22 protein-coding genes are annotated in these 26,104 nt (G+C 70.3%); 13 read left to right on the top strand and 9 right to left on the bottom strand.

What is annotated here, in order from left to right:
* Positions 1–2 precede the first annotated feature (2 nt).
* The 3 genes from ABD844_RS13290 to ABD844_RS13280 all read right to left on the bottom strand — a co-directional run bounded on the left by ABD844_RS13290 (position 3) and on the right by ABD844_RS13280 (position 1,616).
* Positions 3–197 carry a ferredoxin gene (locus ABD844_RS13290; protein ID WP_344876567.1) on the bottom strand — a complete coding sequence of 65 codons (195 nt, stop codon included), beginning with the start codon at positions 195–197 and terminating at the stop codon, positions 3–5.
* Positions 194–1,099, bottom strand: coding sequence for a pyridoxamine 5'-phosphate oxidase family protein (locus ABD844_RS13285; RefSeq protein WP_344876565.1), 906 nt, complete (start codon positions 1,097–1,099; stop codon positions 194–196). Before ABD844_RS13285 ends, ABD844_RS13290 begins: the two co-directional genes overlap by 4 nt.
* A gap of 64 nt (positions 1,100–1,163) precedes the next feature.
* Entirely contained in the window at positions 1,164–1,616 is a 453-nt protein-coding gene (locus tag ABD844_RS13280) for a VOC family protein (RefSeq protein ID WP_344876563.1), read from the bottom strand.
* Between the two features lie 108 nt (positions 1,617–1,724).
* Here ABD844_RS13280 and ABD844_RS13275 point away from each other — a divergent pair, with 108 nt between their 5' ends.
* Positions 1,725–2,333, top strand: coding sequence for a CGNR zinc finger domain-containing protein (locus ABD844_RS13275; RefSeq protein WP_344876561.1), 609 nt, complete (start codon positions 1,725–1,727; stop codon positions 2,331–2,333).
* A 103-nt stretch (positions 2,334–2,436) separates the two neighbouring features.
* On the opposite strand, the gene ABD844_RS13270 is transcribed toward ABD844_RS13275, so the two are convergent.
* The 3 genes from ABD844_RS13270 to ABD844_RS13260 form a co-directional block, all read right to left on the bottom strand.
* Complete coding sequence (locus ABD844_RS13270; protein ID WP_344876559.1) at positions 2,437–2,802, bottom strand: MerR family DNA-binding transcriptional regulator; 366 nt, start codon at positions 2,800–2,802, stop codon at positions 2,437–2,439.
* Complete coding sequence (locus ABD844_RS13265; protein ID WP_344876557.1) at positions 2,802–4,046, bottom strand: MFS transporter; 1,245 nt, start codon at positions 4,044–4,046, stop codon at positions 2,802–2,804. The genes ABD844_RS13270 and ABD844_RS13265 overlap by 1 nt, the downstream gene beginning before the upstream one ends.
* A 137-nt stretch (positions 4,047–4,183) precedes the next feature.
* Entirely contained in the window at positions 4,184–7,540 is a 3,357-nt protein-coding gene (locus ABD844_RS13260) for an AfsR/SARP family transcriptional regulator (RefSeq protein ID WP_344876555.1), read from the bottom strand.
* Positions 7,541–7,669: 129 nt separating this feature from the next.
* Here ABD844_RS13260 and ABD844_RS13255 point away from each other — a divergent pair, with 129 nt between their 5' ends.
* Positions 7,670–8,551, top strand: a complete 882-nt coding sequence (locus ABD844_RS13255) for an NAD(P)-dependent oxidoreductase (protein WP_344876553.1) — start codon at positions 7,670–7,672, stop codon at positions 8,549–8,551.
* Between the two features lie 3 nt (positions 8,552–8,554).
* Here ABD844_RS13255 and ABD844_RS13250 read toward each other — a convergent pair whose 3' ends face one another.
* Complete coding sequence (locus tag ABD844_RS13250) at positions 8,555–9,466, bottom strand: AraC family transcriptional regulator (RefSeq protein ID WP_344876551.1); 912 nt, start codon at positions 9,464–9,466, stop codon at positions 8,555–8,557.
* Between the two features lie 128 nt (positions 9,467–9,594).
* Between ABD844_RS13250 and ABD844_RS13245 the strand changes: the two genes are divergently transcribed.
* The 8 genes from ABD844_RS13245 (at position 9,595) to ABD844_RS13210 (ending at position 17,902) form a co-directional block, all read left to right on the top strand.
* The gene (locus ABD844_RS13245) at positions 9,595–10,851 is read left to right on the top strand and encodes an SGNH/GDSL hydrolase family protein (RefSeq protein WP_344876549.1); all 1,257 of its coding nucleotides are present in this window, start codon (positions 9,595–9,597) and stop codon (positions 10,849–10,851) included.
* Positions 10,852–10,877: 26 nt separating this feature from the next.
* The gene (locus tag ABD844_RS13240; RefSeq protein ID WP_344876547.1) at positions 10,878–11,861 is read left to right on the top strand and encodes an alpha/beta fold hydrolase; all 984 of its coding nucleotides are present in this window, start codon (positions 10,878–10,880) and stop codon (positions 11,859–11,861) included.
* Between the two features lie 56 nt (positions 11,862–11,917).
* A complete protein-coding gene (locus ABD844_RS13235) occupies positions 11,918–13,321 on the top strand; it encodes an MFS transporter (RefSeq protein ID WP_344876545.1) in 1,404 nt (467 codons plus the stop codon).
* A 44-nt stretch (positions 13,322–13,365) separates the two neighbouring features.
* Positions 13,366–13,557 carry a hypothetical protein gene (locus ABD844_RS13230; RefSeq protein ID WP_344876543.1) on the top strand — a complete coding sequence of 64 codons (192 nt, stop codon included), beginning with the start codon at positions 13,366–13,368 and terminating at the stop codon, positions 13,555–13,557.
* 6 nt (positions 13,558–13,563) lie between these two features.
* Positions 13,564–15,096 carry an erythromycin esterase family protein gene (locus tag ABD844_RS13225; RefSeq protein WP_344876541.1) on the top strand — a complete coding sequence of 511 codons (1,533 nt, stop codon included), beginning with the start codon at positions 13,564–13,566 and terminating at the stop codon, positions 15,094–15,096.
* A gap of 787 nt (positions 15,097–15,883) precedes the next feature.
* Positions 15,884–16,411, top strand: a complete 528-nt coding sequence (locus tag ABD844_RS13220) for an SAM-dependent methyltransferase (protein WP_344876539.1) — start codon at positions 15,884–15,886, stop codon at positions 16,409–16,411.
* A gap of 127 nt (positions 16,412–16,538) precedes the next feature.
* Positions 16,539–16,910 (top strand): DoxX family protein, encoded by a 372-nt coding sequence (locus tag ABD844_RS13215; protein ID WP_344876537.1) that lies wholly within the window; start codon positions 16,539–16,541, stop codon positions 16,908–16,910.
* A 260-nt stretch (positions 16,911–17,170) separates the two neighbouring features.
* A complete protein-coding gene (locus ABD844_RS13210; RefSeq protein WP_344876535.1) occupies positions 17,171–17,902 on the top strand; it encodes a hypothetical protein in 732 nt (243 codons plus the stop codon).
* A gap of 131 nt (positions 17,903–18,033) precedes the next feature.
* On the opposite strand, the gene ABD844_RS13205 is transcribed toward ABD844_RS13210, so the two are convergent.
* Both ABD844_RS13205 and ABD844_RS13200 read right to left on the bottom strand, forming a co-directional pair.
* The gene (locus ABD844_RS13205; RefSeq protein WP_344876533.1) at positions 18,034–18,912 is read right to left on the bottom strand and encodes an alpha/beta fold hydrolase; all 879 of its coding nucleotides are present in this window, start codon (positions 18,910–18,912) and stop codon (positions 18,034–18,036) included.
* Positions 18,913–18,915: 3 nt separating this feature from the next.
* Positions 18,916–21,618 (bottom strand): helix-turn-helix transcriptional regulator, encoded by a 2,703-nt coding sequence (locus ABD844_RS13200; RefSeq protein WP_425568551.1) that lies wholly within the window; start codon positions 21,616–21,618, stop codon positions 18,916–18,918.
* 205 nt (positions 21,619–21,823) lie between these two features.
* Here ABD844_RS13200 and ABD844_RS13195 point away from each other — a divergent pair, with 205 nt between their 5' ends.
* From ABD844_RS13195 to ABD844_RS13185, 3 genes are all read left to right on the top strand, one after another.
* Positions 21,824–22,390 (top strand): hypothetical protein, encoded by a 567-nt coding sequence (locus ABD844_RS13195; RefSeq protein ID WP_344876529.1) that lies wholly within the window; start codon positions 21,824–21,826, stop codon positions 22,388–22,390.
* A 270-nt stretch (positions 22,391–22,660) separates the two neighbouring features.
* A complete protein-coding gene (locus ABD844_RS13190; RefSeq protein WP_344876527.1) occupies positions 22,661–23,428 on the top strand; it encodes a ribosome-inactivating family protein in 768 nt (255 codons plus the stop codon).
* Between the two features lie 117 nt (positions 23,429–23,545).
* A partial coding sequence (locus ABD844_RS13185; protein ID WP_344876525.1) for a DUF6603 domain-containing protein occupies positions 23,546–26,104 on the top strand: 2,559 nt, incomplete at its 3' end.

The raw sequence follows: 26,104 nt of genomic DNA, 5'->3' as shown, positions 1-26,104 counted from the left end.
GGTCAGTCCCCATCGAGGAAGATGGCTTGTACGGGGCAGAGCCGGACGGCCTGTTCCACGGCGGGTCGCAACGCGTCGCCGGGTGTCGCCTCGTACACCAGTTCGTCGTCGTCGTCGAGGGCGAACACCTCCGGGGCGGCGAACACACATTGGGCGTGGGTCTGGCACAGGGTCAGATCGACGCGGACGCGCATCATGTTTCCTTCTCAACGGCCGGGGCTGGGTTGAACCGGGAGTATTTGCCGAACGACCAGCGCTGCGGGATACCGCCGGTGACCTGGACGGCCCGCTCGATGTCGAAGTCGACCAGCCGCTGGGCGCCGGGGACCGCGGCGGCGCGGTCCGGGTCCCAATCGACGCGGGCGCGGCCGGTCAGGTGCAGCGTCTTCCCGTTCTCCCAGTCGGCGAACAGCAGCCCGCAGCGGGGTTCGAGTTCGAGGTTGCCCAGCGTCATGAACATGGAGTTGCCGACGTAGTCGGGCCAGGTCAGCCGCCGGCCTCCGGTCACGGTGACGAATCCGGGGTTGCCGCCGCGATGCGAAGCGTCTGCGCCGTGACCCGTCACGTAGGTGCCGATGAAGAACGTGTCGGCTGTGGCGATCCACCGCTGCTGGTCGGCGGTCAGTTCGCCGGCGACGGCTGCCGCCCTTCTCGTCGAAGGTGACTCGTCAACGTAAGTGCGCGTTTGTATGTACTTCGGGCAGTTGGAGTACACCTGTGTGGTTCGTACAACGAGTCGGTCGCCGTCCCGGCGGGCTCGGCCGTTGACCCGCATCCGTTTGCGGCTGGCCGGCTCGATCATGAGCATGCCGATGCCCTGCTCGGTGTCGAACAGGTCGGCGAGCGGATCGCCGGCACCAGGGAGCCGGTCGGCGATGAGGGTGCGCTCGTCGGGCGCGGTGACGAATCCGGGCGGGCCGGTGATCAGGCCGGCCCAGGCCGCTCCGGCATCGTCGGCGGCCGCGACCACCGCCAGACGCTGCAGGCGCAGAAAGTCCGCGGCCACCGGTGGGATGGTCGCGCCGACGACGGCTGATCCCCATCCGTCGGCGGTCAGGCCGGCCCGGCGCTGCACCGCGTGTTCGCCGTGGTGGAGCACGGTCAACTCCTTTCGATGACCGGCCCAGGCCGCGGAATGCGACCTGGGCCTGGGGGTGGCTCTGTCAGAAGAAACCGCACGTGGGTGCGTCCCGGGTGGGCGCGGGTGCGGTGTCGGCGCCGGTCGGCGCGTAGATCTCCAGGCGGATGCCGTCCGGGTCCGTGAAGAACACGCCACCGGAGGAGGCGCCCTCTCCGTGCGGAACGATGCCGTCGTGGAGCGGTTCCACGCCGAGGCCGCGCAGGGTGGCCTCGGCGCGGCGAACCGCCTCGATGTCAGGTACCTGGAACGACAGATGGTGCAGCCCGGGCCGGTCGGCGGCGAACGCGCCGCTGCTTTGCTGCCACAGCGTGACCAGCAGGGTGCCGTCTCGGCCGAGGAACGCGAATCTGCGGTCCCCGTCGGTCTGCTCTCCGATGACGTCGAAGTCGAAGATCTCGCGGTAGAAGGCGGTGGAACGGGCCAGGTCGGTCACGTTCAGGCCGACGTGCCCGGTCTGCAAGACCGGTGCGCTCATACGGGGCCTCCAGTGTAGGCGGGTTGGTTCTAACGGTTTCAAGCGGCTATGGACGTTAGAATGGCCCAGAGTTTCTTACGGTGTCAAGCAGGAGGTAGCGTTAGAAGAGTGGAAGTGGCACACCTCATCGGCGGCGGCGCTCCTCTCCTCGGCGAACCGCCGCCGATCGAACTCGGCAACACCGCCTACGCGGTGCGCGGCCGCCCCAAGGATGGCCTGCAGACCGTCGAGCACCTCGCGACGTGGCTACGCGACATGCGCCCACGCCTCGCGATCCCTCTCACGGATGCCGACCTTCAGGGCGTGACCGACCCCGACCTTCGCCTTGCCAGGGAGCTCCGGGACGTCATCCGAGCCCTCGCGGCCGCCACCGTGAACGGCCAGGACCTCGCCCCGGACACGGTCGCGACCCTCAACCGTCATGCCGGCCAGGCCCCACGATGGAGCGAACTGCGCACGACCCCAGAGCCGCACACGACGGTGTGCACCGCGGGCCGCCCTGTCACGGCCGCGCTCGCCGCACTGGCCGAGGACGCCGTCGCCCTGTTCGCCGGGCCGGCACGCCACAAGATGTGCGCCTGCCACGGTCCCGGATGCGTGCTGTACTTCCTCCGCGACGCCCCGCGGCGCGAGTGGTGCTCAGCCGGCTGCGGCAATCGAGCCAGAGCCGCCCGCCACTACGCCAAAGCGCGGGGGAAAGGAGAAGACAGTCCCTGAATCCTCCGCGGACGCGGAGCCGCAGCACGATCCGAGGCGAGCGGCCCATCTCCTGCTCTTTGACCACCCACGGGTTCCTGGCCTCCCAGGGCAACGTCGGCCATCAGCCCTCCAGCGCCTTGGCCAGACGGTCGGTCTCGGCTGCGAGGCGGTTGCGCACGTCGGTCAGAGCGGCGATGCGTTCGTCGAGCGCACCGAGGCGTTCGGAGAAGGTCCGGATCAGGGCCACGCAGTCCTTCGGCGGCTCCGAGTCCCCCGTACCCAGGCAGTGGACGAACTGCAGCACATCCTCCGAGCTGAGACCGGCGTGCAGGAGGCGGGCGATGTCGCGTACGAGGAGGACGGTGTCGCTGTCGTAGATCCGGTAGCCGTTGTGGTCGCGCTCCGCATTGATCAGGCCCTGCTCCTCGTAGTAGCGCAGAGCACGCGTAGAGACCCCCGCGCAGCGTGCCACCTCGCCGATCCGCATCACCTGCTCACTCTCCTTCGCCGCTCGGATGTGAAGCCCGCCCAGAACAACGCCAGTGAAACCAGCACGCATCCCGCCGCGACCGCGGGTACGGCCAGTGGACCGTTCGTCTCCAACACCAGACCGCCTATCCCGCCGGCAAGCGAGAAGCCGAGGAACATGGCGCTGTTGTTCAGCGCGATCAGCTCATTCGCGGCACCGGGACCGTTCCCTCGTTCGAGCAGCCATGCCTGTGTCGCCGGTGCGATTCCCCAGGTCGCCAGGCCGTACAGCACGAGAACGAACGCGACGACGTGGACGGGGTACGGACCTCCGGAGACGCCCAGGACGACCATGAGAAGGGGTGCGGCGAGCACACCGCAGAGGAGGATCATCAGCGCGCGGAGGGCGCCCAGCGCGTCCACCAGTTGACCGCCGGCGAACGCGCCGATGATCCCGGCCAAACCCATGGCGGTGATGAGCGGGGCGACGGCGGCGCCCTGGATGCCGCCGAGCCGGTCGATGATCTCTGTGATGTAGACGTAGGACATCATCCCGCCCGCGCTGCTGGGGATCATCGCCAGGAGCGCCGCGGCCGTGGCCGGGCGGCGGAGCGGCGCCAGGCGGTCCTTGAGCCTGGTCCTCTCCCCGCCCGGCAGCGGCGGCAGGGTCAGGAGCAGGCCGAGGCCCGCCACGAGGGCGATGGCGGCGACATAGAGCATCGTGGCCCGCCAGCCCAGTTCTCCGCCGATCCATGTGCCGATCGGCACCCCTGCCACCAGCGAGGTAGTCAGCCCAGCCCCCACGATCGCGAGGAACCGTCCTTGACGGCCTTCGGGGGCGGCCGTGGCCGCGATGGCGAACGCGGCGGGAGAGGCGGTCGCGGCTGCCAGCCCCGAGACGATCCGGGCCACCAGCAGCAGGCCGTACGTCGGGGCCAGGGCGGCCCCGACGTTGGCGAGGACGAACACGGCAGCCGCCCCGATGAGCACACGCCGCCGGGGCAGCCGGGCGGTCAGGAAGGCGGCGACCGGCGCCCCCAGCGCGAACGTCAGCGCGAACACGGTCACGAGCTGGCCGCCCATCGCGACCGAGACGTCCAGGTCCCGGGAGATGTCCGGGAGGATGCCTGCGATGATCAGGTCGTCGGTGCCGAAGGAGAATGCCAGGAGGAAGAGCGCCAGCAGCCACAGCGGCAGAGACGAGCGCGAACGGTTCGTCGCCCCCGTGCCCGTCGGCTCCGGTCGGGTCCCGTGCGTAGTCATGCCGTGACGCTAGGAGCTTGACGTTAGCGTCAAGGTCAAGCCCGACGTCGAGAGCTTCACCACGTTGTCGGACGACGGGCCCGACTGCATCCCGACGGAAGGCGCCGAGGGGTTCCCGATCGACGTGTGGCGAACCTTCAAGCAGGGCGGCGAGGTCGTCCGCAAGCAGAAGCCGCCCAAGCCAGGTCGAGCCCCGCCAGGCCGTCGGCCCCGGCGGCCTGGCCGGTTGCGAATCGGGCCGCGAGTGCCGCGCCGCCCAGCGCGGTGCGTACGGCCTGGGTGATGCGATCGACGTCGCCGCGCTCGGCGGGCGGCAGAGGCGCCTCCACCGACTCGCGCACCGCCGAGGCGGCTCCCAGCAGGACCGCGCCTTTGTCCGGCCGCCCGGCGAGCGTGTGCGCGCCGGCCAGCCCTTCCAGGGCGAGCGCGACCGCTCGGGGGTCGCCGGTGGCGCGCGCGGCGGCCAGTCCCTCCCCGTGCCGGGCCAGAGCCGCCGTGGCGTCCCCACGCTGCTCGGCGAGGAAGCCCAGCTCGGCCAGGATCAGCGCGGGTCCCGGCTCGAACGCCCTGCTCTCGTGCCACTCCAGCAGCCTGCGCAGGTGCCGTTCCGCGAGGTCGTACCTGCCTCGTCGCCGGGCGGCGAGGGCGAGCCCAAGCGCGGCGTGGATCTCCCCGGCCGGGTAGTTCCGCTCGATGGCGAGCCGCGCGGCCTGCTCGTGCAGGTCCTCGGCGCGTACGTGGTCGCCCTCCAGCAGGGCGATCCTGCCGAGGCCGACCATTCGGTCCACCGCCTCATGCCACAGGTGCAGCTCCTCGGCCAGCCGCAGACCTTCCCGGTGCAGCCGGGCAGCGCCCGCATAGTCTCCCGCGATCTCGGCGAGCGCGGCGAGCGGGTAGGCGGCCTGCGAGTGGCCCCAGGCGTCCGCGAGCGCGCGGAACAGGGTCAGGCTCTCGCCGCCGTGGTGTTCGACGGCGGCGAGATCGCCGCGCAGCAGGGCGAGGGTGGCCAGGATCGACTGGGCCGCGGCGGTTCCCCAGCCGTCCCCGAGTGGTCCGAACGCCCCCAGGGCCTCCTTGACCAGGCGCTCGCCTGTCGGCAGGTCCGTTCCTGACCGGCAGAGGGCGAAGCCGAGGAACCAGGTTGCCCGGGCGTGTCCGAGCGGGTCGTCGGCGTCCCCGTAGCGGGCCAGGAGATCACTGATCTCACCCATGCCGTCCGTGCTGTGGCCGTTTTCCCCGGTCAGCAGCGTGAACCCGGCCTCCCACGCCTGAGCGCCGAGCCGGACGGGCGTAGGTACGTCGCGGCCGGGTGCGGCGAGGGCGGTCCGCAGTGACCGTACGGCCTCGGCGTGCCTGCCGCGCAGGAACCAGTACCAGCCGAGCGCGCTGGTCAGGCGGAGCGCGTCGATGTCGGCCCCGGAGCGTACGGCCCAGGCGAGCGCGGCGCGTACGTTCGCGGCCTCCTCGTCGAGGCGGCGCAGCCACTCCCCTTGCTCCGGCCCGCGAAGCCCCTGCTCGGCCTGCTCGCAGAGGGACAGGTGGTGCCGCAGGTGGCGCCGCCTCGTTCGATCCGTCTCGCCGGCCTGCTCCAGCCGCTCGGCGCTGTAGGCGGCGACCGATTCCAGCAGGCGATAACGGTCGCCTTCCCCGCGTTGGGCCAGTGAGTGGTCGACCAGGGCAGCCACCAGGTCGGCGACCTCGGGCCGGCCGACGCCGTCGCCTGCGCAGACGTGCTCGGCCGCCGCCAGAGTGAAGCCTCCCACGTGCGCGGCGAGCCTGCGCAGCACCGCGCGCTCCTGATCGGTGAGCAGCTCCCAGCTCCAGTCGATCACCGTCCGGAGCGTGCGCTGCTGCGGCGGCGCGTCGCCGTGCCCGGTGGCGAGGAGCGCGAACCGGTCGTCGAGCCGGGCGGCCAGCTCGTGGACGCCGAGCCCTCTGACCCGGGTGGCGGCCAGTTCCAGGGCGAGGGGGATCCCGTCGAGCCGCCGGCAGATCGTCGCCACCGCACCGGCCTCCGCGTCCCCGACGGTGAACCCGGGCACGGACGCGGCGGCCCTCTCCTCGAACAACCGCGTCGCGGCGCTTTTGCCGAGCGGTTCCACCAGCCACAGCATCTCACCGGGCAGTCTCAGCGATCTGCGGCTCGTGGCCAGGATTCGTACGTGCGGGCAGGTCGTGAGTACCTGCTTCACGAGCTCGGCCACCGGGCCGGACAGGTGCTCGCAACCGTCCATGACGATCAGCATCCGCTTGCCGCGCAGCGCGCCGGTCAGGGCGGCGGAGGAGTCAAGGGCCCGGGGCGGCTCGACGCGCCCGGACAGCGCTGTGGCGTCGTCGCGGATTCCGAGGGTCGCCGCCACCTGCGCCGCCAGATCGTCGGCGGTGGGAGCGTCCGCCGTGCCCCGGCCGAGCTCGTTGAATTCTACGAACCAGACCCCGTCGCCGAAGCGGAGTCCGCTGTGTGCCGCCGCCTCGACAGCCGCCTCCAGCGCGAGGCGGGTCTTGCCGACACCGCCTGGCCCTGTGAGGGTGACCAGGCGGGCGGACCGCAACCGGGACCGCACCTCGGCGAGTTCGCCGTCCCTGCCGACGAGACCGGTGAGAGGGCGGGGAACGTTCGTGACGGGCCGCGCCGTCGCTGGGCGTGCGACCGGCTCGGGGTCCTGCCGCACGGGCTGCTCCATCGCAGAACGCGCCGCCGACTCGCGGTCCTCCCGCACGGGCTGCGCCAGCGCAGGGCGGGTGGCCAGCTCGGGGTCCTGCCGCAGAATCGCCTGGTGCAGGTCGGCCAGCTCTGGACCGGGGTCGATGCCCAGTTCGTCAGCCAGTTTGTCGCGTAGGTCGCGGTGGACGGCGAGTGCCTCACTCTGTCGGCCCGCCTGGTAGAGGGCGCGCATGTGGATCGCGTGCAGCCCTTCCTTGAAGGGATGCCGGGCCAGCAGGCCACCGATCTCGGTCAGGACCAGGTCGGGCCTGCCGAGGTCGAGCCGGGCCCGCGCCCGCGCCTCGAAGGCGGCCAGCCGCAGCTCTTCCAGGCGGAGTATCTCGGCCCGGGCGAATTCCTCAGCATCGTGGCCGTCGAACGCCGGCCCCCGCCACAGCGCCAAGGCCTCTCCGAGCATGGCGTCGCGCTCGCGCGGGCTCTCGGCCGCCGTTCCCCTGGCGGTCAGGTCGGCGAACCGCTCCGCGTCCACCGCCCCTGGAGGCGTACGCAGCAGGTATCCGCCGTCCCGGAGCTCCACCATTGCGCCACGGCCCGGCTCGGCGGCCTCCAGCGACGCGCGCAGGCGCGAGACCTTGCCCTGTAGCGCCCCCGCCGCATGGCGTGGAGGCGCGGCGCCCCACAGGTCCGTGACCAGGCGATCCGCCGAGACCGCACGGCCCGCGTACGCCAGCATGGCCGCGAGCAGCGTGCGGACCTTCGTCTCGCGGATGTGGACCGGCATCCCGTCGTCCTGCCACACCGCCACCGGTCCCAGCACCCCGAATCGCACATCGACACATTACGCGCCGGCACGCGCACGCGCCGCGCCTGACCGGCAGCGCACCGGCAGCGGAGCGACAGCGCCTCCGAGCAAGGTATGAAGCGTCCTCCCGACCACCGACGAAGGGAACCGCACGACATGTCCCCCGATCCCGCACAGCGACCCGTCACCGTCATCGGCCTCGGCCAGATGGGCACCTCGATCGTCACGGCCCTGCTCGCCGCCGGCCACCCCGCAACCGTATGGAACCGTTCGCCGGACAAGGCCGAGCCCTTGGTGGCCAAGGGAGCCGTCCGCGCCGGTTCGGCCGCGGAGGCCGTCGCGGCCGGCCCGACGATCATCCTGACCCTGTCCGATGCCGACACGGTCCGCGAGATCCTCGAGCCTGTAGCGTCGGGCCTCGCCGGGCGAACGTTGATCAACCTCACCACCAGCGCACCCGAGCAGTCACGCGCCCTGGCCGCATGGGTGGCGAAACAGGGTGCGGATTATCTCGACGGAGCCATGATGGCGCTGCCCGAGACCGTGGCGACACCCGACGCGTTCTTCCTCTACAGCGGGCCCAAGGAGGTGTTCGACGCCGAGCGGTCGATGCTGGAGGTCCTGGCGTCGGCGCACCATCTGGGCGAGGACCCGGGGACCGCGGAGCTGTACGACTTGGGCCTGCTGGGCTCGGGGTACGCGATGCTGGCCGGGTTCCTGCACGCCCTGGCGTTGGTGGACACGGCCGGGGTGCGGCCCGCGGAGTTCCTCCCGCTGGTGAGCCGGTGGCTGCACGGCATGATCGACTACATCCCCGAGTTGGCGCGCGAGATAGAGTCGGGCGACTACGCGAGCCCGGCCTCCCCGGTCGGGATGAACCGCGCCGGGGTCGCCGCCCTCATCCGCGTCAGCCTCGACGCCGGTATCGACCCCGCGGTGCACGCCGCCCTCTGGAACCTGCTCGGCCAGCGCACGGCCGACGGCCACGGGAAGGACAGCTTCGCCAGCGTCTTCGAGCTGCTGAGGCGGCGGCCCTGACCATCACACGGTCTGGCGGTACCTGCCAGGGGCCAGGCCGTACTCGCGTTTGAAGGCCTTGGCGAAGGCGAACTCCGAGCCGTATCCGCAGCGTTCGGCGACGGTGCGCAGGGGGGCGTCGGTGTCGCGCAGCAGGCGGGCCGCGGTCGTCATACGCCACCACGACAGGTAGCCGAGGGGCGGCCGGCCGACGACGGCGGTGAACCGTTTGGCGAAGGCGGCACGTGACAGTCCGGCCTCGGCGGCCAAGCTCTCGACGGTCCAGGGACGTTCGGGGTGGCGGTGGACGCGGCGCAGTGCCGTGCTGATGGCCGGGTCGGTCAGAGCCCTGGCCCAGCCCGTGGTGGCCTGGGCGGGTTGTTCGTCGAGCCAGGCGCGCAGCACGTAGAGCAGCAGCATGTCGACGAGCGCGGGCAGGATGGCCTCCGTACCCGCGCGGGGCTCGCGCAGTTCGGTGCCGAGGAGGTCGACGGCGGCGCGGAGCGAGGGGTGATGGCCGACCCTGGCGGGCAGGTGGATCATCTCGGGCAGGTCGCCGAGCAGCGGATGCGGGCGGGCGTGGTCGAAGCTGTAGGCGGCGCACAGCAGTTCGGTGGCAGGTCCGGTGCCGGGGATGAGCACCTCGCCGATGGGGGCGTCGTCGCCGCGCTCGGGGTGGAAGTCCGTGAGCGGGCTGTCGGGGTGGTCGGCCAGCGCGTGGCTTCCCCCGTGCGGGCTGAACAGCACGTCGCCGACGGCGAGCGCCACCGGGGCGCCCTTGCGGGGCAGCAGCCAGCATCCGCCCCGCAGCACCACATGGCAGCAGGCCGTGTCACCGGCCGGGAAAAGCACGCCCCAGGGCGCCTGGCTTCTGGTGCGCCCGGCGTATGGCTGACCAGTGCGCATGGCGGAGAGCACGTCGCTGAGGACATCCATGGAAGGAGTGTAACGGCACATAGCGAAGACGCCAGGACATGAATTGCAGACGTTTGGTCATTCAGCATCTTCGCAAGGGTCCATACAGTCGGGTTCCGAACTGATCGAACAGTGAGGAACCCGCTTCCATGTTTCCCCTTCCACGACGGCTTGCCGCCATCGTGCTCGCCGTCCTGATCCCTCTGGCAGGCTCCAGTCCCGCAGCCGCCTCCTCCTTCGCGTGGACCGCATCCTGGACGGCGTCGCCGCAGCGTCCCAGCGCGAGCTTCGCCCCCAACTGGTCCGAACAGGGCTTCGCGAACCAGACGATCCGCCAGGTGGTCCGGGCCGGCGCAGGCGGCGAGCTGACGCGAGTCCGGTTGTCGAACGCCTACGGGAGTACCCCGTTGAAGGTCGCGGGCGCCACCGTGGCCCGCACCGCGAGCGGCGCCGCCATTCGGCGGGAGTCGCTGCGGCATCTGACCGCCAAGGGGGCGCGGGCGTTCACCATCGCGCCCGGACGTGAGCTCGCCACCGATGCCGTGCCACTGCGGCTGGCGGCGCTCGAATCCGTCACGGTCACGCTCTACCTGATGGCCACGACCGGCCCGGCCACCTTCCACGCGCAGGCGCTGGCCACGAGCTACCGGGCTGCCGGCGATCACCGATCCGACGCCGGCGCCACCGCCTTCACCCAGACCTCGCAGTCCTGGTACTACCTGAGCGGCGTGGACGTCGCCGGCGGCCCGTCACGGCGCGACGGCGTGGTGGCCTTCGGCGACTCCATCACCGACGGGGCCGGCAGCTCCGCCGACGCGAACAACCGCTACCCCGACCAGCTCGCTGAACGCCTGGCGGCAGCGGGCCGGCCCCGAGCCGTGCTGAACCAGGGCATCGCCGGCAACCGCATGACGGTCGACTCAGCCTGGTTCGGCGACAAGGCCGTGGACCGGTTCCGGCGCGACGTCCTCGGCCAGCCCAATGTAGGCACGGTCATCATCCAGCTCGGCATCAACGACATCGGGATCAGCGAGGTCGCCGCCGCGCCGCCGTTCCCCATCCTCGCGCCCTACCCCGACGTCTCCGCCGAGCAGGTCGTCGCCGGGCACCGCGAGCTGATCCGCGCCGCCCGCGCCAAGGGCCTGCGGGTCATCGGCGCCACCCTGACGCCGATCAAGGGCTCCGCCTATCACACCGGGCGCAGCGAGGCCAAACGGGACGCGATCAACGCCTGGATCCGTACCTCCGGCGCGTACGACGCCGTGGTGGATCTCGACCGGGCCCTCGCCTCCCCGGACGACCCCGACCGGCTCGCCCCCGCCTACGACTCCGGCGACCACCTGCACCCCAGCGACGCCGGCTACCAGGCCATGGCGGCGGCCGTCGACCTCGCCGACCTTCGCTGACACTCCACCGTACAGAGAGGGACCGCATGATCACTCACCGCACCTTGGACGTCCGCGGCCTGCGCATGCACGTCGCCGAGGCCGGCACCGGCCCGCTGGTGCTGTTGCTGCACGGCTGGCCCGAGTCGTGGTACTCCTGGCGCCACCAGCTCCCGGCGCTGGCCGCCGCCGGATACCACGCCGTGGCCCCCGACCAGCGCGGCTACGGCGACACCGACGTGCCCGACCGGGTCGAGGACTACACCATCGAGCACCTGACCGACGACGTCGTCGCGCTCATGGACGCCCTGGGCGAGGAGAGGGCGGTCGTGGCCGGCCACGACTGGGGAGCTCTCGTCGGCTGGGAACTGGCCAAGATGCAGCCCGACCGGGTCGAGGCGCTGGCCGCCCTGAGCATCCCCGACCGGTTCGCCGACCCAGCCGACCCAGCCGACCCGGCCGCCACCCCGATCGCCGAACTGCGCGCCGCGCTCGGCGAGTCCTTCTACATCGTGCACTTCCAGCAGCCGGGCGTCGCCGACGCGGCCTTCGCCGCCGCGTTGCGTGCCGACCCGGAGCGACTCGTCCGCCGTCTGCTCTACACCGGCTCCGGCGACGGCCCGGGCTGGAGCACCGTGGTGCCGGAAGGCGGCACCATCGTCGACTCGCTGCTGGACGACCCCGACACGCTGCCGGGCTGGGCCGACGAGCAGGACGTCAAGACGTACGCGGCCCAGATGGAACGCTCTGGCTTCACCGGCGGCCTGAACTGGTACCGCAACTTCGACCGCAACTGGGAGCTGTCGGCGTCCTGGCGGCACAACCTGATCCAGGCGCCCGTCCTGTTCCTGATCGGCGGCCGAGACGGCTTCCTCACGGCGCCGCCAACCCTCGAGCTGATGGCCGGCCGCTCCCCCTCCGTCCCCCACCTGCGCGAGACGGTGGTCCTGCCCGGCGGCGGCCACTGGATCCAGCAGGAACGCCCGGAGCAGGTCAACACCGCACTGATCCGCTTCCTGCAGTCCCGCTGATCGTCGCCGGTCCGAGAGCCCTCGGGCCGGCGACCTCCCGTGAGGAAACCTCCCCCTTGAACGCACCCATCCGGCCCCGGCTCGCGCTCGCACTGCTGGCGCTGTCGCAGTTCATCATCGCCATCGACTACAACATCGTCTACGTGGCCCTGCCCGACCTCGCCCGCGAACTCGGCTTCTCCGCGCAGTCCCAGCAATGGGTGATCAGCGCCTACCTCGTGGGCCTGGGCGGCTTCCTGCTGCTCGGCGGCCGGGCGGTGGACCGGCTGGGCCGTAGGCGCATGTTCGTGCTGGGCCTGATCCTGTACGGCGTGTCCTCCCTGGCCGGCGGCATGGCCGCCGATCCCGGCACGCTGGTCGCCGCCCGCGCCGTGCAGGGACTCGGCGGGGCACTGCTCACCCCGGCCACCCTCGCCCTCATCTCCAGCAGCTTCGCCGAAGGCCCCGAACGCAATCGGGCCATGGCCGTCTGGGGCACGGTGGGCGGCTCCGGCCTGGCCGCGGGTGCGCTGCTCGGCGGCCTGCTCACCGACGCGCTGGGCTGGCAGTGGGTGTTCTTCGTCAACGTGCCGCTGGCCCTCGGCGCGGCGTTGGGCGCGCCGCGCGTACTGCCTCCGGACGGCCCGGCCAAGGGCGGGGGCTTTGACCTGGCCGGAGCTCTGCTCGCCACGCTGGGCTCGTGCCTGCTGGTGGTCGGCCTGGTCGGCGGCCCTGAGCAGGGCTGGGGCTCGCTCGCCGGCGCCGGCGCACTGAGCGCCGGGGCGGCGATGCTGGCCGCCTTCCTCCTCCTGGAGTCCCGTATCCGCAACCCGCTCCTGCCACCCCGGCTCCTCACCCACCGCCGCCTGGTCACCGCCGCCGCGGTCATGTTCATCGTCCTGGGCTCGGTCAGCGGCGCGTTCTACGTCTTCACCCTCTACCTCCAGAACGTCCTCGGCTACGACGCGCTGGCGGCCGGCCTGGCCTTCCTGCCGCTCACCGTGATTTCCATGCTGTCCAGCGAACGCCTCATGGCCCCGCTCCTCAACCGATGGGGCCTGCGGGCCACGCTCGCCAGCGGTCTGTTCCTGCACGGCGCGGGCATGATCGTGTTCGCGTTCGGGATCTCGGACGGCGGCTCGTTCTGGGGGCTGCTGCCTGGCATCGTCATCTGGGGCCTCGGCGGCTACGGCTTTCCAGCCATGTACGTCGCCGCCACCTCCGGTATCGAACCCGCCCAGCAGGGCGTGGCCGCCGGACTGGCCTCCACCGCCCTGCAGATCGGGGGAGCCGTCGGCCTGGCCGTCATCGTCGCCGTCACCGGCATCGGCGCGGAACACGCCACCGCGGCGGCCGGCGCCGTCGACGGGCTGCGCACGGCCGCATCGACAGCCGGACTGGCCATGATCACCGCCTCCGCCGTCGCATTCACCCTCAAGGCACCTGCGGCCACCGCACATGAGCCGCTGACCAGGATCTGACACGCGAGGCAGCCAGGCCAGGAGGCCCAAGCACACCTACGTGCGTGAGCTGGTCGCGCGCACCCAGGCCGATCCTGGTGAAGCGCTGCTGGGCATGCTCGTACGCGAGCATGGAGATGCGCATCGCCTTCCCTGCCCTCCTGGAGCGGTTCCCCGGCCTGCGGGTGTCTCCCTGGGCCGAGGTCCGTGCGTTCCAGATGGTGTACGGGCCGGCGTCCCTGCCTGTGGCCTGGTGACGCCCGATGACTCCGCCATCCGAACCGGCCTACGACCCGCGCCGCTGGGCCGCGCTCATCGTGACTCTGTCGGCGACACTCATGGACCTGATCGACGCGACGGTGGTGTCAGCCGCACCACCGATCTTCCTGCTGTCCGTATCGCGCACGCCCAAGCCCTGCGGGCATGCTGGCTGGACGGAGTACCCCGATCCACCAGGAGAAGTACGCATGCGGAGCGCATCCCGTCAGCACCGGTTCTCTTCATCCCTCGCGGCCGCGTTGGTGGTGGTCGTGGGGATGGTCGCCTTGACACCGCCTGCTGCGGCGGCAGGCGGTCCCGATCCCGTACCCGAGTTGCGCCGCGAGGCCCATATCCTGCGCGGCACCGCGCCGTCCGGTGATCTGGGTGACCTTCGCCCGCTCGGCCGGGCTGTGAGCGGGGCCGCGGTGGTGGGACTGGGCGAGGCCACGCATGGAGCACGCGAGTTCTTCACGATGAAGCACAGGGTGTTCCGCTACCTCGTTGAGGAGAAGGGGTTCACGACGTTCTCGCTGGAAGCAGGGTGGAGCGCCGGGCTGCGGCTGAACGACTACGTCCTGCACGGGAAGGGCGACCCGAGAGTGATCATGAAGGAGGAGTTCGGGAAGCTGGACATGTGGACCGTCCAGGAATATTTGGACCTGATCAGGTGGATGCGCGACTACAACACGCACCAGGTGAAGAAGATTCAGTTCATGGGCGATGACGCCAATTATCCCGCGGTGGGTGCGCAGCTCATCACGTTGGTCACCGACTACGTGCGCCGTTACCAGCCCGCGCTCCTGCCGGAGATCGATGCCCACTACCGGAAGCTGCGGGCCGTGCGGGATGCCGACGCCTTCTTGAGCCTGCCGGTGAACGAGCGCGAAGCGCTGGTGTCCCAGGCCAACCAGGCCCTGGACCTGCTGCGACGGCATCCGGGGCCGGACCGGGACAAGTATGTGTGGGCCGTGCAGAACGCGCGCTCCATCGTCCAGAGCGCCACCGCGCTGTCCTTCGACACCGACGATCCTGAGCAGGTGAGCAAGGGCCTCCGATACCGGGACAAGATCATGGCCGACAACGTCGCATGGTGGCATGAGAACACGGGGGCGAAGATCCTGTTGTCGGCCCACAACGCACATGTGGCGTACGTGCCGTACGACGCGAAGCTCTACCCCAAGGTGCAGGGCGCCTTCCTGCGCGACCGGCTGGGCACCCGCTACGTCGCCATCGGTCTCGCCTTCGGCCAGGGGTCTTTCAGGGCGCAGGACGCGAACGGCCGGTGGCGAACCGTCACGGTCGGGCCTCCCCAGAAGGGCGGCAACAACCATGCACTGAGCCGGGTCAGCTCCTCCGACTACTTCCTGGACATGCGTACCACGTCCGCCTCGGCCCGCGCCTGGCTCGACAGGCCACGGCCTACGCGTGACGCCGGCAGGCTCTGGCCGGAACCCGAGCGCATGGTCTCTCTCGGGAAGTCCTACGACGCCATGATCTATCTGCACGAGACCACGGCGGCACGCCCGCTGTCCTGATGACACGGCTTCCCGCCTCGTCAGTGCCCTGAAGGGGGTAGCAAGGCCGGGGATTCGGTTGAGGAGGTGTACCCGACGAGAGCGGGCAAGTCGCCTGAATCCTGAGCCCGTTCGGGCTTGCGCCATCCGCTTCCGCCCGTACGGCGCGGGTCACCCCGTGCCGTACGGAAACACAGCCCGCCGGGCGGACGGAGCAGGACCACACCGGCCGGGCCGGACCCGCTTCGCCGCTCGCTGACCCGCGCGGTCCTTCTGGGGGCGACGTTTGCGCCTGGCGGCGCGGCGCGGTCAAGGTTCCGCGCACAGTTCGTCAGGGGCGGGACACAGCGCAGGGAAGCCCGTCTATCGGCCGACGCGCGGCGTCGCCCGCGACCGTGGCGTCGACCAGTTCTTTCAGCAGGGCGCGCTTGCTGCACCGCGACCTCGGCCTTGTCTGCGACGTCCTGAAGGTTGGTCGCGCCGCATCCGTCCCGCACGGACAGTTCCCAGCACCGCCACCACGATGCGCTGTCGCGCCTTCTGCGCTCGCACGCTCGCCGGCTTGACACTACTCATGGCTAGAGTCTATCTCTAGACTCAATCACTAGATATGAACTCTAGAGAAGAGATCCAGCCGTGTCGATTGTCAGTGCTACCCGGAGCCGGGTCCCCCAGCAAGGGGCCGACGTGATCGAGATCGAAGCGTTGACGAAGGTGTACGGCACGGCCCAGGCGTGGGCTGTCGATGAGGTGTCGCTGCTCGTTCCCGCCGGATCGGTGTTCGGCCGGCAAGAGCACGACCATCAAGATGCCGGCCGGATTGCCGCGCGGCACTCTCGGCCGCTACTGGAACGTGGAGATCACCATGACGACCGACACCGTGACCGTGCAACCAGTCGGCTGGGTGGTGGGCGGGCGCAGCGAGATGGTCGAAGACGACTGGCACGACGTTCGGGCCGTGATCCGACTGGACGGCGAGACCTTCACCACCTCGGCGGTGCTCGGTCTGGAGGACTTCTCCCACCTGGAGGTCGTCTTCCTCTTTGATCGCATCGACCCGGCCAAGGTGCGTACCGATCCCCGTCCTCCACGGGGGAACCCGGGCGCAGCCCCGGTGGGAATCTTCGCCCACCGCGGGCCGTACCGTCCCAACCGTCTTGGCGTCTCCCGCTGCCGGCTCCTCGCCATGGACGGCCTGGACCTGCACGTCGCCGACCTGGACGCGTTGTCAGGTACACCGATCCTGGATATCAAGCCGTACCTGACCGAGTTCGCACCCCGTCATCCTGTGACCCAGCCGGCTTGGGCCACCGAGCTCATGAGCCCCTACTACTGAGGCCCCCGACGGCTTCCCCCTTCCGAGTGATCAACCTGGTCCGTAGGGCCATGGCCTCTCGTCCCTTTACGCCGACCGCGACCAAGCCGAGCACCCCTGCATCGCCCAGCGGAAGAGAGCAACTGACATGAACGTGTTCCTGTGGATCCTTCAGGCCGTCCTGGCCGCCGCCTTCGGCCTGGTCGGGGTCATGAAGTTCACCCGGCCCATGGAGAAACTGCGCCCCACGATGCCTTGGGTGGAGGACTTCACCGCCACCCAGGTCCGCCTGATCGGTGTGGTCGAGCTTCTCGGCGCCCTCGGCCTGATCCTGCCCGCCGTCACCGGCATCGCCCCGATCCTCACCCCGCTGGCCGCCATCGGCCTGGCCATCACCATGCTCGGCGCCGCCGCCGCCCACGCCCGCCGCAAGGAGTCGTCGGGCATCGCCGTCAACGTGATCCTGCTCGCCCTGACCGTTGTCATCGCCTGGGGCCGCTTCGGCCCTTACGCCTTCTGATCCCGCCGCGTTCAAGTACGCCTTCTGATCCTGCCGCGTTCAAGAGAGCCGTCAACACAGGCGCGAGGTGCCGTCGAGGCCGAGGACGGCGCCGCTGGACCTCGTTCGTCGCCCTGGCCGACCGGCTGAGCGCTCAGCGCCTGCTACCGCCGAGGGCGAGCACTCTGACGGCAGGAGCGGGTGTCAGTACAGACGTCTACTATCCGGGCTGACTGGTGATCAAGTGTGACCACCGTTTCCATCTGAAGGGGCGGCCCAGCATGACCACGATCTTTACCGTGTCCGTCGACTCCGTCGAGGGCTCGACCCTCCGCGGGAAGGTTCACCTCGTCAACCCCGACGTCCCGTACGTGCCGGAGGAGACCGTCTTTCCCTTGTCTCTCCTGGTGGACGCCTGGTGGCACCTGGACAACGGATATTGGCGCAACGAACGCGACGATGAGCGCGGCGGAGGCCGATGCCCCTTCACCGAGGAGCAGGGCAAGGACGTCACCGCAGGCATGCGGCTGAAAGATGAGTTCCCGAAACTCTTCGAACTCATCCTCGGTAAGGAAATAAGGGTAACCAGTGATGGGTACCTACTCGCGGACGACGGCAGGACCGTCCTCGAGCCTAGGCGCAAAGCGGAAGACGTGTACGAGCTAAGCGGGGGGAGCCGCCCCGGCTATTCCGTGATGACTTCCGGCAACGCCGAGGAGTTCGCACAATGCGCCGCCGACATCGTGACCTCCTACGACATCAGCCCGTATCGGAACGTCCCGCTACTGAGTGAAGTCGCAGCGCTGAAGGACCCGAACGAGCCCTGGGATCCGAAGGAGCCGGACGGCCCCGCCGATCTGGACGACTATGGCGCATGGAAGCTTCTGCGGGGCCGCTCCTTTGCTGACCGTCCTTACGCAGAGATCGTGGTGACGGTCAGCGACGCGGGCTACCTCGAGCACATGGTCGCCGGTATGCGCTGGGATACGACCATGACCGGGCATGTGTGCTGAGAACTCGTAACACGAGCCTCAAGAGTGTCCTCAGCAGATAGCAGGCACGGTCCCGATCATGGGTGACCTGGGCGCCGTCGTCGAAGGACCCGCGCGAGCCGGCCGATGGTGAGCGCTTCGTTCGCGGCAGGTCACCCGGCCGTGTGCGCGAGGATGGCGGCGGCCAGCTCCTCGTGCACCTCGGGCGGCAGTGTGTGGCCCATGCCCGCCACGATCATCAGCCGCGCCCCCGGGATCTGCTCCGCGATGAGCGCGCTGTGGCCCGGCTTGGCCGGCTCGTGGCTGCCCTCGATGACCAGTGTGGGTGCCTTCACCTGATGGAGTACGCCCACCGGCTCGAAGTCGGGCTTGGCCATCGCGGCCATCCGGTGGTTGGCCACCGCCGACAGGTCGCGGGCCCGGTCGTAGATCCGCTCCTGCAGCCGGCGCGCCGCGTCCTCGTCGAACGGCAACCCGGTGCCGTGCAGCAGGCGCTGCTCGGCGATCATGCCGTCGATCCGCGCGCGCCGGTCCGCCGGTGGCGGGGCGGCCATCAGCGTACGGTAGAAGGCCACGAACTCCGGTGCCGGCTCCGGCAGGCTGCCCTCGGGCTGCGGCTGTCCCATCAGGGCCCGCATGATCACCTGGCCCTCGCACCCGCCGAGCGGGGAGGAGCCGATGACGGTCAGCGAGCGCACCCGCTCCGGCCGTTCCACGGCGACGAACTGGCCGAGCAGGCCGCCCGCCGAGTGGCAGACCAGATGCGCGCTCTCCAGGCCGTGGTCATCCAGCACGCGGTAGACGTCGTTCTTGATGTCGTCCCAGGTGTACGGCTCCGCCTCGAAGTCGACGGTGCCCGACATGCCGGTGTCGCGGTGGTCGTAGCGGATCACCCGGCGGCCTCCGGCGGTCAGGCGGCCGACGAACTCGTCCGGCCACAGGATGCCCTGCGACATCGAACCCATGATCAGCAGGATCGGCGTGTCCGTCCCGGCGCCGAACTCTTCACTCCAGATGTTCACGTTTTGCATGTCTCAGAGCATGTCGTCTTCGGCTACGGGCGCCTTCTGTAGAACTACTAGTCGCGCCAGATCCGTACGGGAGCTGATGCCCAGCTTCGGATAGATCTTGTACAGGTGGTACTCGACCGTGCGCGGGCTCAGGAAGAGCTGGGCGGCGATCTGCTTGCTCGACAACCCGTCCGCGACCAGGCCGGCGATGCGCAGCTCCTGCGGGGTCAGCGCATCGAGCACGGCCGCGGGCGGGGCCTGCCCGCTCTCGCCCGCCGCGCGCAACTCGTCCTGCGCGCGCCGCGCCCATGGCCGTGCGCCCACCCGTTCGAACGTCTCCCACGCCGTCCGCAGATGCGCCCGCGCCTCGCCCGGCCGTTGAGCTCGGCGCAGGCGCTCACCCAGCAGCAGGGCCGTCCTGGCCGCCTCGAACGGGTTGGTGTGCAGCCGCAGCGCCTCGCCGAAGGCGTCCTCGGACGACTCGACCAGGCCCCGGCAACGGGCCAGCAGCGCGCGCGACTCGGCCGTGGCGGCGTGCGTCGACCACTGCTCGTACGCGGCCAGCGCCGCCCGCGCGCCCGCCTCGTCGCCCGCGCCCACGGCGGCCTCGACGCGGTCCGGGGTCGTCCGCCACACCACGGTCGGATGCCCGGCGCCCGGTCCTGCCGCGGCGATGGCCGTGAAACGGTCGTGCGCCGCCGCGAACCGGCCGAGGCACAGGTCGAGCATCGCCAGCGCGTACGACGCAACGCCCGCACGCAACCCGACCCGGTGCGGGATGGCGATGGCCAGCGCCTCGCGGGCCTGCCGCTCGCAGGGCTCCTCCTCGCCCCGCAGCGCCGCCAGCACCGCCAGGTTGGCCAGGTGCGCGGCCACCGTGTTCTCGTACCCGGCCTCACGAGCCAGCTCCAGGCCCTCCTCGGAGACGGCCTGGCTGCGCGCCAGCCGGCCGGCGATGCGCTCGGCCGTCGCCACGAACTCCAGCACGACCGGTAGCTGCCCGCTCATCCCCGACACCCTGGCCACCCGCCCAGCCCGACCGGCCAGCTCGCCGGCCAGGTCCGCCTCGCCCAGGTAGCTGGCCGCGGCCGCCGCCCACAGGTGTCCCGCCGCGTCCTCCAGCTCCCCGGCCCGAGCCAGCGCCCGCCGCAGCAGGCCCGGCCCGGCAGCGTCGCCGTCCAGCGTCAGGCCGATCCCGGCCACCGTGTCCCGCAGGAACCCCTCAGGATGCGCCGCGGCCCGCCGGCCAAGTTCGACGACGGCCGCCGTGTCGCCGACGTACGAGGCCGCCTCTGAGGCGTCGGCCAGCAGGTCCAGGCTCTCACCCGCCGCCAGGATTCGTACGGCCTCGGCGGCGTTGCCCGAGTTCAGCTCGAACCGGCCCCGGAGCTGGGCGATCTCCATGGCGAGCGTGGCGTCCCCGTCGGCCCGTTCGCGCGCCTCGGCCAGCAGCGACTCCGCCTGTCCGGGACGGCCGCCGAGCCAGGCCGCGACGGCGGCGTCCTTCAGTCGGACGGCACGGGCGCGCGGCTCGGGGGTCAGCTCGGCGGCCCTGGCCAGGGCGGTGGCGGCGGCGCCGTACCCGCCACGGTCACGTGCCCGCTCCGCGGCGGTCACCAGCGCGGCGGCAACCTGCTCGTCCTGGCCCAGGGCCGCTTCGGCCAGGTGCCAGGCGCGGCGGTCGTCCGAGGTCAGCTCCGCCAGGATGGCGTGCGCGCGGCGGACGTCGGCGGGAGCGGCCGCCTCGTGCACCGCGGATCGGATGAGCGGATGACGGAAGCGCACGCTCGTGCCCGACACCCCGGCCAACCCGGACTCCTCCAGCTCAGCCAACGCCACCCGCCCGACCCCGTCCCCCGTGCTCTCACCTGGCCGTCCCGCTTGCTCGGCGAACAGCCGGTCGGTGGCGCGCAGGACCAGGTCGAGGTCAGCCTCGACGGCGGCGACCAGGGCGACCAGCCGAGCAGGAGCGGACAACGCGGCCACCCGATCACCGAAGAGCCGGGCACCGCCGGGCAGCGGGTCGGGCAGCGGTTCGCGCCCGGCGAGCTGTTCGCGCGTCAGGCGAGCGGCGACCTCGCCCAGGGCGAGCGGGTTCGCGCGGGTCGACGTGACAAGCTCCCGTGCCACCTGGTGGGCCAGCACACCGCAACGGGACTCCAGCAACTCGGCCGCGGCGGACTCGGACAGGCCGCGCACGTCCACCGTCAGCGGCACACCCTTGACAGCGGCGTCCCCGCGTACGGCGAACAACATCGCGATCCGTTCCGTCCCCAACCGCCTGGCGGCGAACAGCAGCGCATCGGCCGAGGCCCGGTCCACCCACTGGAAGTCGTCGACCACGCAGATCAGCCCGTCCGGCGCGGCGGCCTCGGCCAGCAACGAGAGCACCCCGGCCCCCACCAGGAACCGATCGCCGACACTGCCCGCGGCAAGCCCCAGGGCCGCGCCCAAAGCCACGCGCTGCGGCTCGGGCAGCGCGTCGAGCGAGCCGGTCGCCGGCCACAGCACCTGGTGCAGCGCCGCGAACGCGAGGTCGGACTCCGACTCAACGCCGGTGGTCCGCAACACCCGCATCGCCCCACCGCGCGCGGCCGCCGCATCGAGCAGGGCAGTCTTGCCCGCCCCCGCCCTGCCCCGCAACACCACCGCACCCCCGAAGCCATCGCGGGCCCGCGCGATCACCTCGTCGAGTGCGCTGATTTCCACAGATCTTCCATAAAGCACAGACACCCACTGTAGGAGGCTGTCCGGCGCCAGAACCAATGCAGGGGGTCTGACCTGGCCTTCCAGGCTTGGCTCTCGTGTTGTTCCGCCTTCTGTGTCTGCTGGCGGTCAGGGTGTTCGGCTGGTCGGTGCTGCTCGCGACGCCTGACAAATGAGCAGTCGGGCTCGTTGCGCCACCGTGATCTTCGTTGGCGAGAGTGACGGTATGCAACAGCGTGATAGCCGGTGGGAGAAGTTGCCCTCGGGCGTTCGCGATCGTATCGACGGGCTGCTCTGTAGCCGGCGGCTGCTCGAAGCCATCTGGCTGTTGCGATCCGAAGGCGGGCTCGATCCCACACCTGATCTGCACGAGGCCCAGCTCATGCTCGGGCGACGGTCCATTCTGCTCGCTGAGCATGGCTTGGTTGATCCTGCGGCACCGCCGGTGCAGCTCTCCCATCTGATCGAGAGGGCCCATGCGCTGAGCGAGCCGGTGGCGGCGATCGAGGCGTTGTGGGATGGAGACTCCTGGGGCTGGTTCGTCGTGCTGGTCGCGATCGTGCGGCAGCCGGGCCGGGAGCATCGTCGTTTCGATGAGCGGGCATTGGCATCGATTCGCCGTGGGACCGACCTGCGCGCGTTCAACGGAGAGGTGCCGCCATGGCCAGAAGCGATCGAGGCCGTCGAGAAGGGCTGGGCAGTGGCTCGCAGCCTCGGCGTGCCGTTCCACTTCACCAACCCGGACGCACCCGACATCGACCCGCCACGCTGGTGGGACGCACAGGCCGATTGAGGACGCGATCAACCGTCATCCAGGAACCGTCACGATGGCCGGTGCTGACGTACCACGCGGCCGAGGCAAGCGCTTCGCAGGCCCCCCTCCGCTTGCTGAGCATGCGCGCCCAGCCGCGATCGGCGGCTCCGAGGCCCTTGGGTGGTGTCCGTACGTCTTGACATGGTTCGGCGGAAAAATGTCGGCATGCGTGTATTGCATGTGTGTGGGATGCGGGAGAGTATACGACTGTCAGCAGATCGATCTTGGTATCGATGAGGGGGTTGACGGTTGGCCCTTGATGACGAGGATATTCTCACGGGGGAAGGATCACTCGGATTCGATGAAGAGCGCGTACCCAGCAACCGACGCTTTTTCGCGGTGATAGAGTTTCTCCGGGCCAGATTTCACACCTATCACGCTAACCTGCCGGACTCCGATGACCGCAATTTCATGTGCGTCGACATCGACCTGCCGTACGAGCAGTCCGTGCAACTGTACTTCAAGAAGAAGGACCTCTATCTCGTCGGGTGGACCATCGACAACGAGCCCGCCAAATACCTGGGGGTCGGCCTCGCTGACACACCCCGCCCCGGTCAGCCCGTAACCCGGATCAACACGGACCAGGTCATCGACATTCGGTACGGCGACCTCGTGCAGCGGGTGCCGCTGAGCCGGAAACAAATGCAGGATTCGCTGCAGCGCCTCTACGACTGTCTGAAACACCAGAAAGACGGGCACCCACAGAAGTCGGGTAATCTCCAGACAGACTTCGACGTGGTCGTCAGGATGACTTCGGAGATGGCCCGGTTCGGCGGTTACTACGACTCCTTCAAGCACAGCTGGGCCTTTACCTGGAGTCAGTCGAATCCACGCACCATGGGCACGAACAAACTCGGCTGCTTCAACGCCGTGGTCGCCAAATGGGATAAGTTCTCAAGGAAGGCGAACAATGGCACGGACACGCTGAAATGGCCAGGTACGCCAGACGACGTGACTGTGGAGCAGGCCAGGGCCGCCATCGGCGACGGCGTGAAACTCGGCGAGAACATCACGTGATCGGACACCGAACCGAGAGGCAGGCAGTGAGCCGTGGCTGAGCGACAACCCGGCGGAGACAACGGCGTGGATCTTGATGCTTTGCGTGCGCACATCGTCGGTCTGGGTGATCGGCCGGTGCTGAGTGCCGCGGACACCGCACTGCCCGAGCGGTTGCGCGACATGATTGGCACGTTCCCGAACGGGGTCTGTCAAGGGGCGTCCGGTTCGGGTCAGCCGCAGTTGGACGCGGGGCATACGTCGCTGTCGCTGTCGCTGACGTGCGCGTCCTTCGCCTGGCCCGCCGGTGCGAGCGCGACCGTGGCGGCGACCGGGGTGACGGTGACCGTGACGAGCCAGGGCACGGTCACACTCGCCCTCAGTGGAACGTTCGAAAAGGTCGAGGTGACCTCGACGGTGACCGCGACCCGTTCCGCGCAGTTGACCGCCGCCGTGCGGCCGACCCGGGCGGGCGCCTTCGCCGCCGCGCTGGAGGAGTTGGGCGAGCGTTTCGGCGGGGACGTGTGGAAGAGCGCGCAGGAGGGGTTGCGCGGGTTCGGGTTCGATCTCAGGAACGTCGCCGGTTTCGACTACCGCCTGACGAAGGGACGGCAAGCCGCCTACAAGGTGACGTCCGTGGCGGTGGTGGCCGATCTGGACATCAAGGCCCTGCCTCTCCAGGTCGCCGTGTGGCTGCCCGATCTGCGTGTCACCGGTCGGGTGCGCGGCGACCAGCCGATCGGCGTCGGGTCGCTGCTGGAGTCGTTCGGCATACCGGCGGGTGAGCTGCCCTCCGAGCTGGCCGTCAGCGACCTGTCGTTCGCCGCCGCGCTCGGGGACGCCTACATCGTCCGGATGAAGGTCACCGGCTTGTGGCGGATCGAGCACTTCGCGATCAGCTCCCTGTCCCTGGACCTGTCCTACGACGAGGTGGAGAAGTTCGTCGCCACCGTCGCGGGCACCGTGGAGATCGGCTCCCTCGGCATCGACGTCCTCGCGGCCAAGAACGGCGGCGCGACGGGAGGCTGGACCTTCCAGGGCGGCATCGCTGCCGGTGAGCACCTCGGCCTGGCCGAGGCGGTCGCGGCGCTGGGTCTGACGGACGTGCCCGGCCCGGTCAACTCCCTGGAACTGACCGGCTTGTGGTTCTCCCACACCACGGGCGCCGGCGCCGGCTACGAGGCCCTGTTACAGGGCGACATGATGATCGCGGACGGGGTACGTGCCGCGCTCGGCGTGACGGCCACCCGGGATGGTTCAGAGACGCGATACACCGGAACGCTGAACATCGACGGATTCGAGTTCGATGTCGTCTTCGACAAGGAAGGGTCCGGCATCGAGGTGTTCGCCGCCACGTTCCGCGGTCCCGACGGGGGCATCGAGATCGTGTTGCGCGACTGGGTGGCGCACCTGTCGGCCGACCTGGCGGCGGACGTTCCCGACAGCCTGCGGATCGGGCTGAAGGACGCCAAGTTCGTCCGGGTGAAGACCGCGGACGGTGCGGCACGCTTCTGCCTGGGCATCGACCTGTCGGCTGACCTCGACCTTTCCCAGCTTCCCCTGGTGGGCGGGTTCCTGTCGACGGTGGGGACCTTGGGCGTGCAGAACCTGCAGATCCTCTACAGCTCCGGCGACTTCGCCCCGCAGGCGGTCAGCGTGGTCAACGGGCTGTTGCCTGAGGTGGTGCCGCTGCCGGCGGCCGGGCTGAAGTCGGGCGTCGCGGCCCTGGCTGAGCTGAAGGTCGGAAGCGAGAGCACACCGATCGCTCTCGGTGTGCCGTCGGCGAGCGCTCCCGCCTCCCCAGGGAGCGGGCAGCCCAGCGCCCCGGCCGTCCCGGGCGGCGGCACCCCCGCCCCACAGGGCACGCCGTCCGGCGGGCCGGCCTCCACCGTCCAGTGGATCACGGTGCAGAAGAAGCTCGGCGTCGTCCAGATCAACCGGGTGGGCGTGTCGTACCGGCACAACGTGCTGTTCTTCGCGCTGGACGTCTCGGTCGCGTTGGGGCCGTTGTCCATGTCGCTGGACGGGCTCGCGGTGGGATCGCCGTTGGACAGGTTCGAGCCGACGTTCAACCTGGACGGTTTCGGCATCGGCTACAGCGCGCCTCCGGTGGTGATCGCCGGCGCCCTGCTGCACCTGCCCGAGGACCAGCTCGGCCCGGACGTGGCGTTCCAGTACGACGGCGCGGCGACGATCGCCCTGCCGAACTTCTCGCTGGGTGCCGTCGGCTCCTACGCGCAGTTGAAGAACGGCGAGCCCTCGCTGTTCGTGTTCGCCCAGCTTGAGGGGCCGCTGCTGGAGCTGCCGCCGATCCTGGTCACCGGGCTGATGGCCGGGTTCGGCTTCAACAGGGAGCTGACCCTGCCCTCCCCGACGGAGGTGACCGGTTACCCGCTGCTGGTCCTGAACAAGCAGGGGCCGGACTCGGAGGACGCCAAGCCCACGCACGTGCTGGACGTGCTGGAGGGGAGGCTACCGGCCGTGCCGGGGGGCCGGGCGCGGCAGTGGATCGCCCCGCGGCAGGGCTCGTACTGGCTGGCCTTGGGGGTGGAGTTCAGCGCGGCCGAGGTCGTGAACGCCAAGGTGCTGCTGGCCGCGGAGTTCGGCCAGGATCTGGCGCTGGCCGTCCTGGGCATCGCCACCCTTCAACTGCCGACGCCCGCCGAGTCCGCCACCCGCACCTACGTCTACGCCGAG

The organism is Nonomuraea antimicrobica (assembly GCF_039536965.1).
GTDB classification, from domain to species: domain Bacteria; phylum Actinomycetota; class Actinomycetes; order Streptosporangiales; family Streptosporangiaceae; genus Nonomuraea; species Nonomuraea antimicrobica.
Note: the sequence above shows the minus strand (reverse complement) of the source record. Positions and strands in the feature narration are given on the sequence as shown.

Excerpts from the sequence above, each read along its gene's own strand:
- ABD844_RS13225 (WP_344876541.1), top strand. The coding sequence starts at position 13,564 with ATGACTCCGCCATCCGAACCGGCCTACGACCCGCGCCGCTGGGCCGCG.
- ABD844_RS13270 (WP_344876559.1), bottom strand. The coding sequence starts at position 2,802 with ATGCGGATCGGCGAGGTGGCACGCTGCGCGGGGGTCTCTACGCGTGCT.
- ABD844_RS13210 (WP_344876535.1), top strand. The coding sequence starts at position 17,171 with ATGACCACGATCTTTACCGTGTCCGTCGACTCCGTCGAGGGCTCGACC.
- ABD844_RS13280 (WP_344876563.1), bottom strand. The coding sequence starts at position 1,616 with ATGAGCGCACCGGTCTTGCAGACCGGGCACGTCGGCCTGAACGTGACC.
- ABD844_RS13265 (WP_344876557.1), bottom strand. The coding sequence starts at position 4,046 with ATGACTACGCACGGGACCCGACCGGAGCCGACGGGCACGGGGGCGACG.
- ABD844_RS13195 (WP_344876529.1), top strand. The coding sequence starts at position 21,824 with ATGCAACAGCGTGATAGCCGGTGGGAGAAGTTGCCCTCGGGCGTTCGC.
- ABD844_RS13290 (WP_344876567.1), bottom strand. The coding sequence starts at position 197 with ATGATGCGCGTCCGCGTCGATCTGACCCTGTGCCAGACCCACGCCCAA.
- ABD844_RS13240 (WP_344876547.1), top strand. The coding sequence starts at position 10,878 with ATGATCACTCACCGCACCTTGGACGTCCGCGGCCTGCGCATGCACGTC.
- ABD844_RS13205 (WP_344876533.1), bottom strand. The coding sequence starts at position 18,912 with ATGCAAAACGTGAACATCTGGAGTGAAGAGTTCGGCGCCGGGACGGAC.
- ABD844_RS13245 (WP_344876549.1), top strand. The coding sequence starts at position 9,595 with ATGTTTCCCCTTCCACGACGGCTTGCCGCCATCGTGCTCGCCGTCCTG.
- ABD844_RS13250 (WP_344876551.1), bottom strand. The coding sequence starts at position 9,466 with ATGGATGTCCTCAGCGACGTGCTCTCCGCCATGCGCACTGGTCAGCCA.
- ABD844_RS13255 (WP_344876553.1), top strand. The coding sequence starts at position 7,670 with ATGTCCCCCGATCCCGCACAGCGACCCGTCACCGTCATCGGCCTCGGC.
- ABD844_RS13215 (WP_344876537.1), top strand. The coding sequence starts at position 16,539 with ATGAACGTGTTCCTGTGGATCCTTCAGGCCGTCCTGGCCGCCGCCTTC.
- ABD844_RS13220 (WP_344876539.1), top strand. The coding sequence starts at position 15,884 with ATGCCGGCCGGATTGCCGCGCGGCACTCTCGGCCGCTACTGGAACGTG.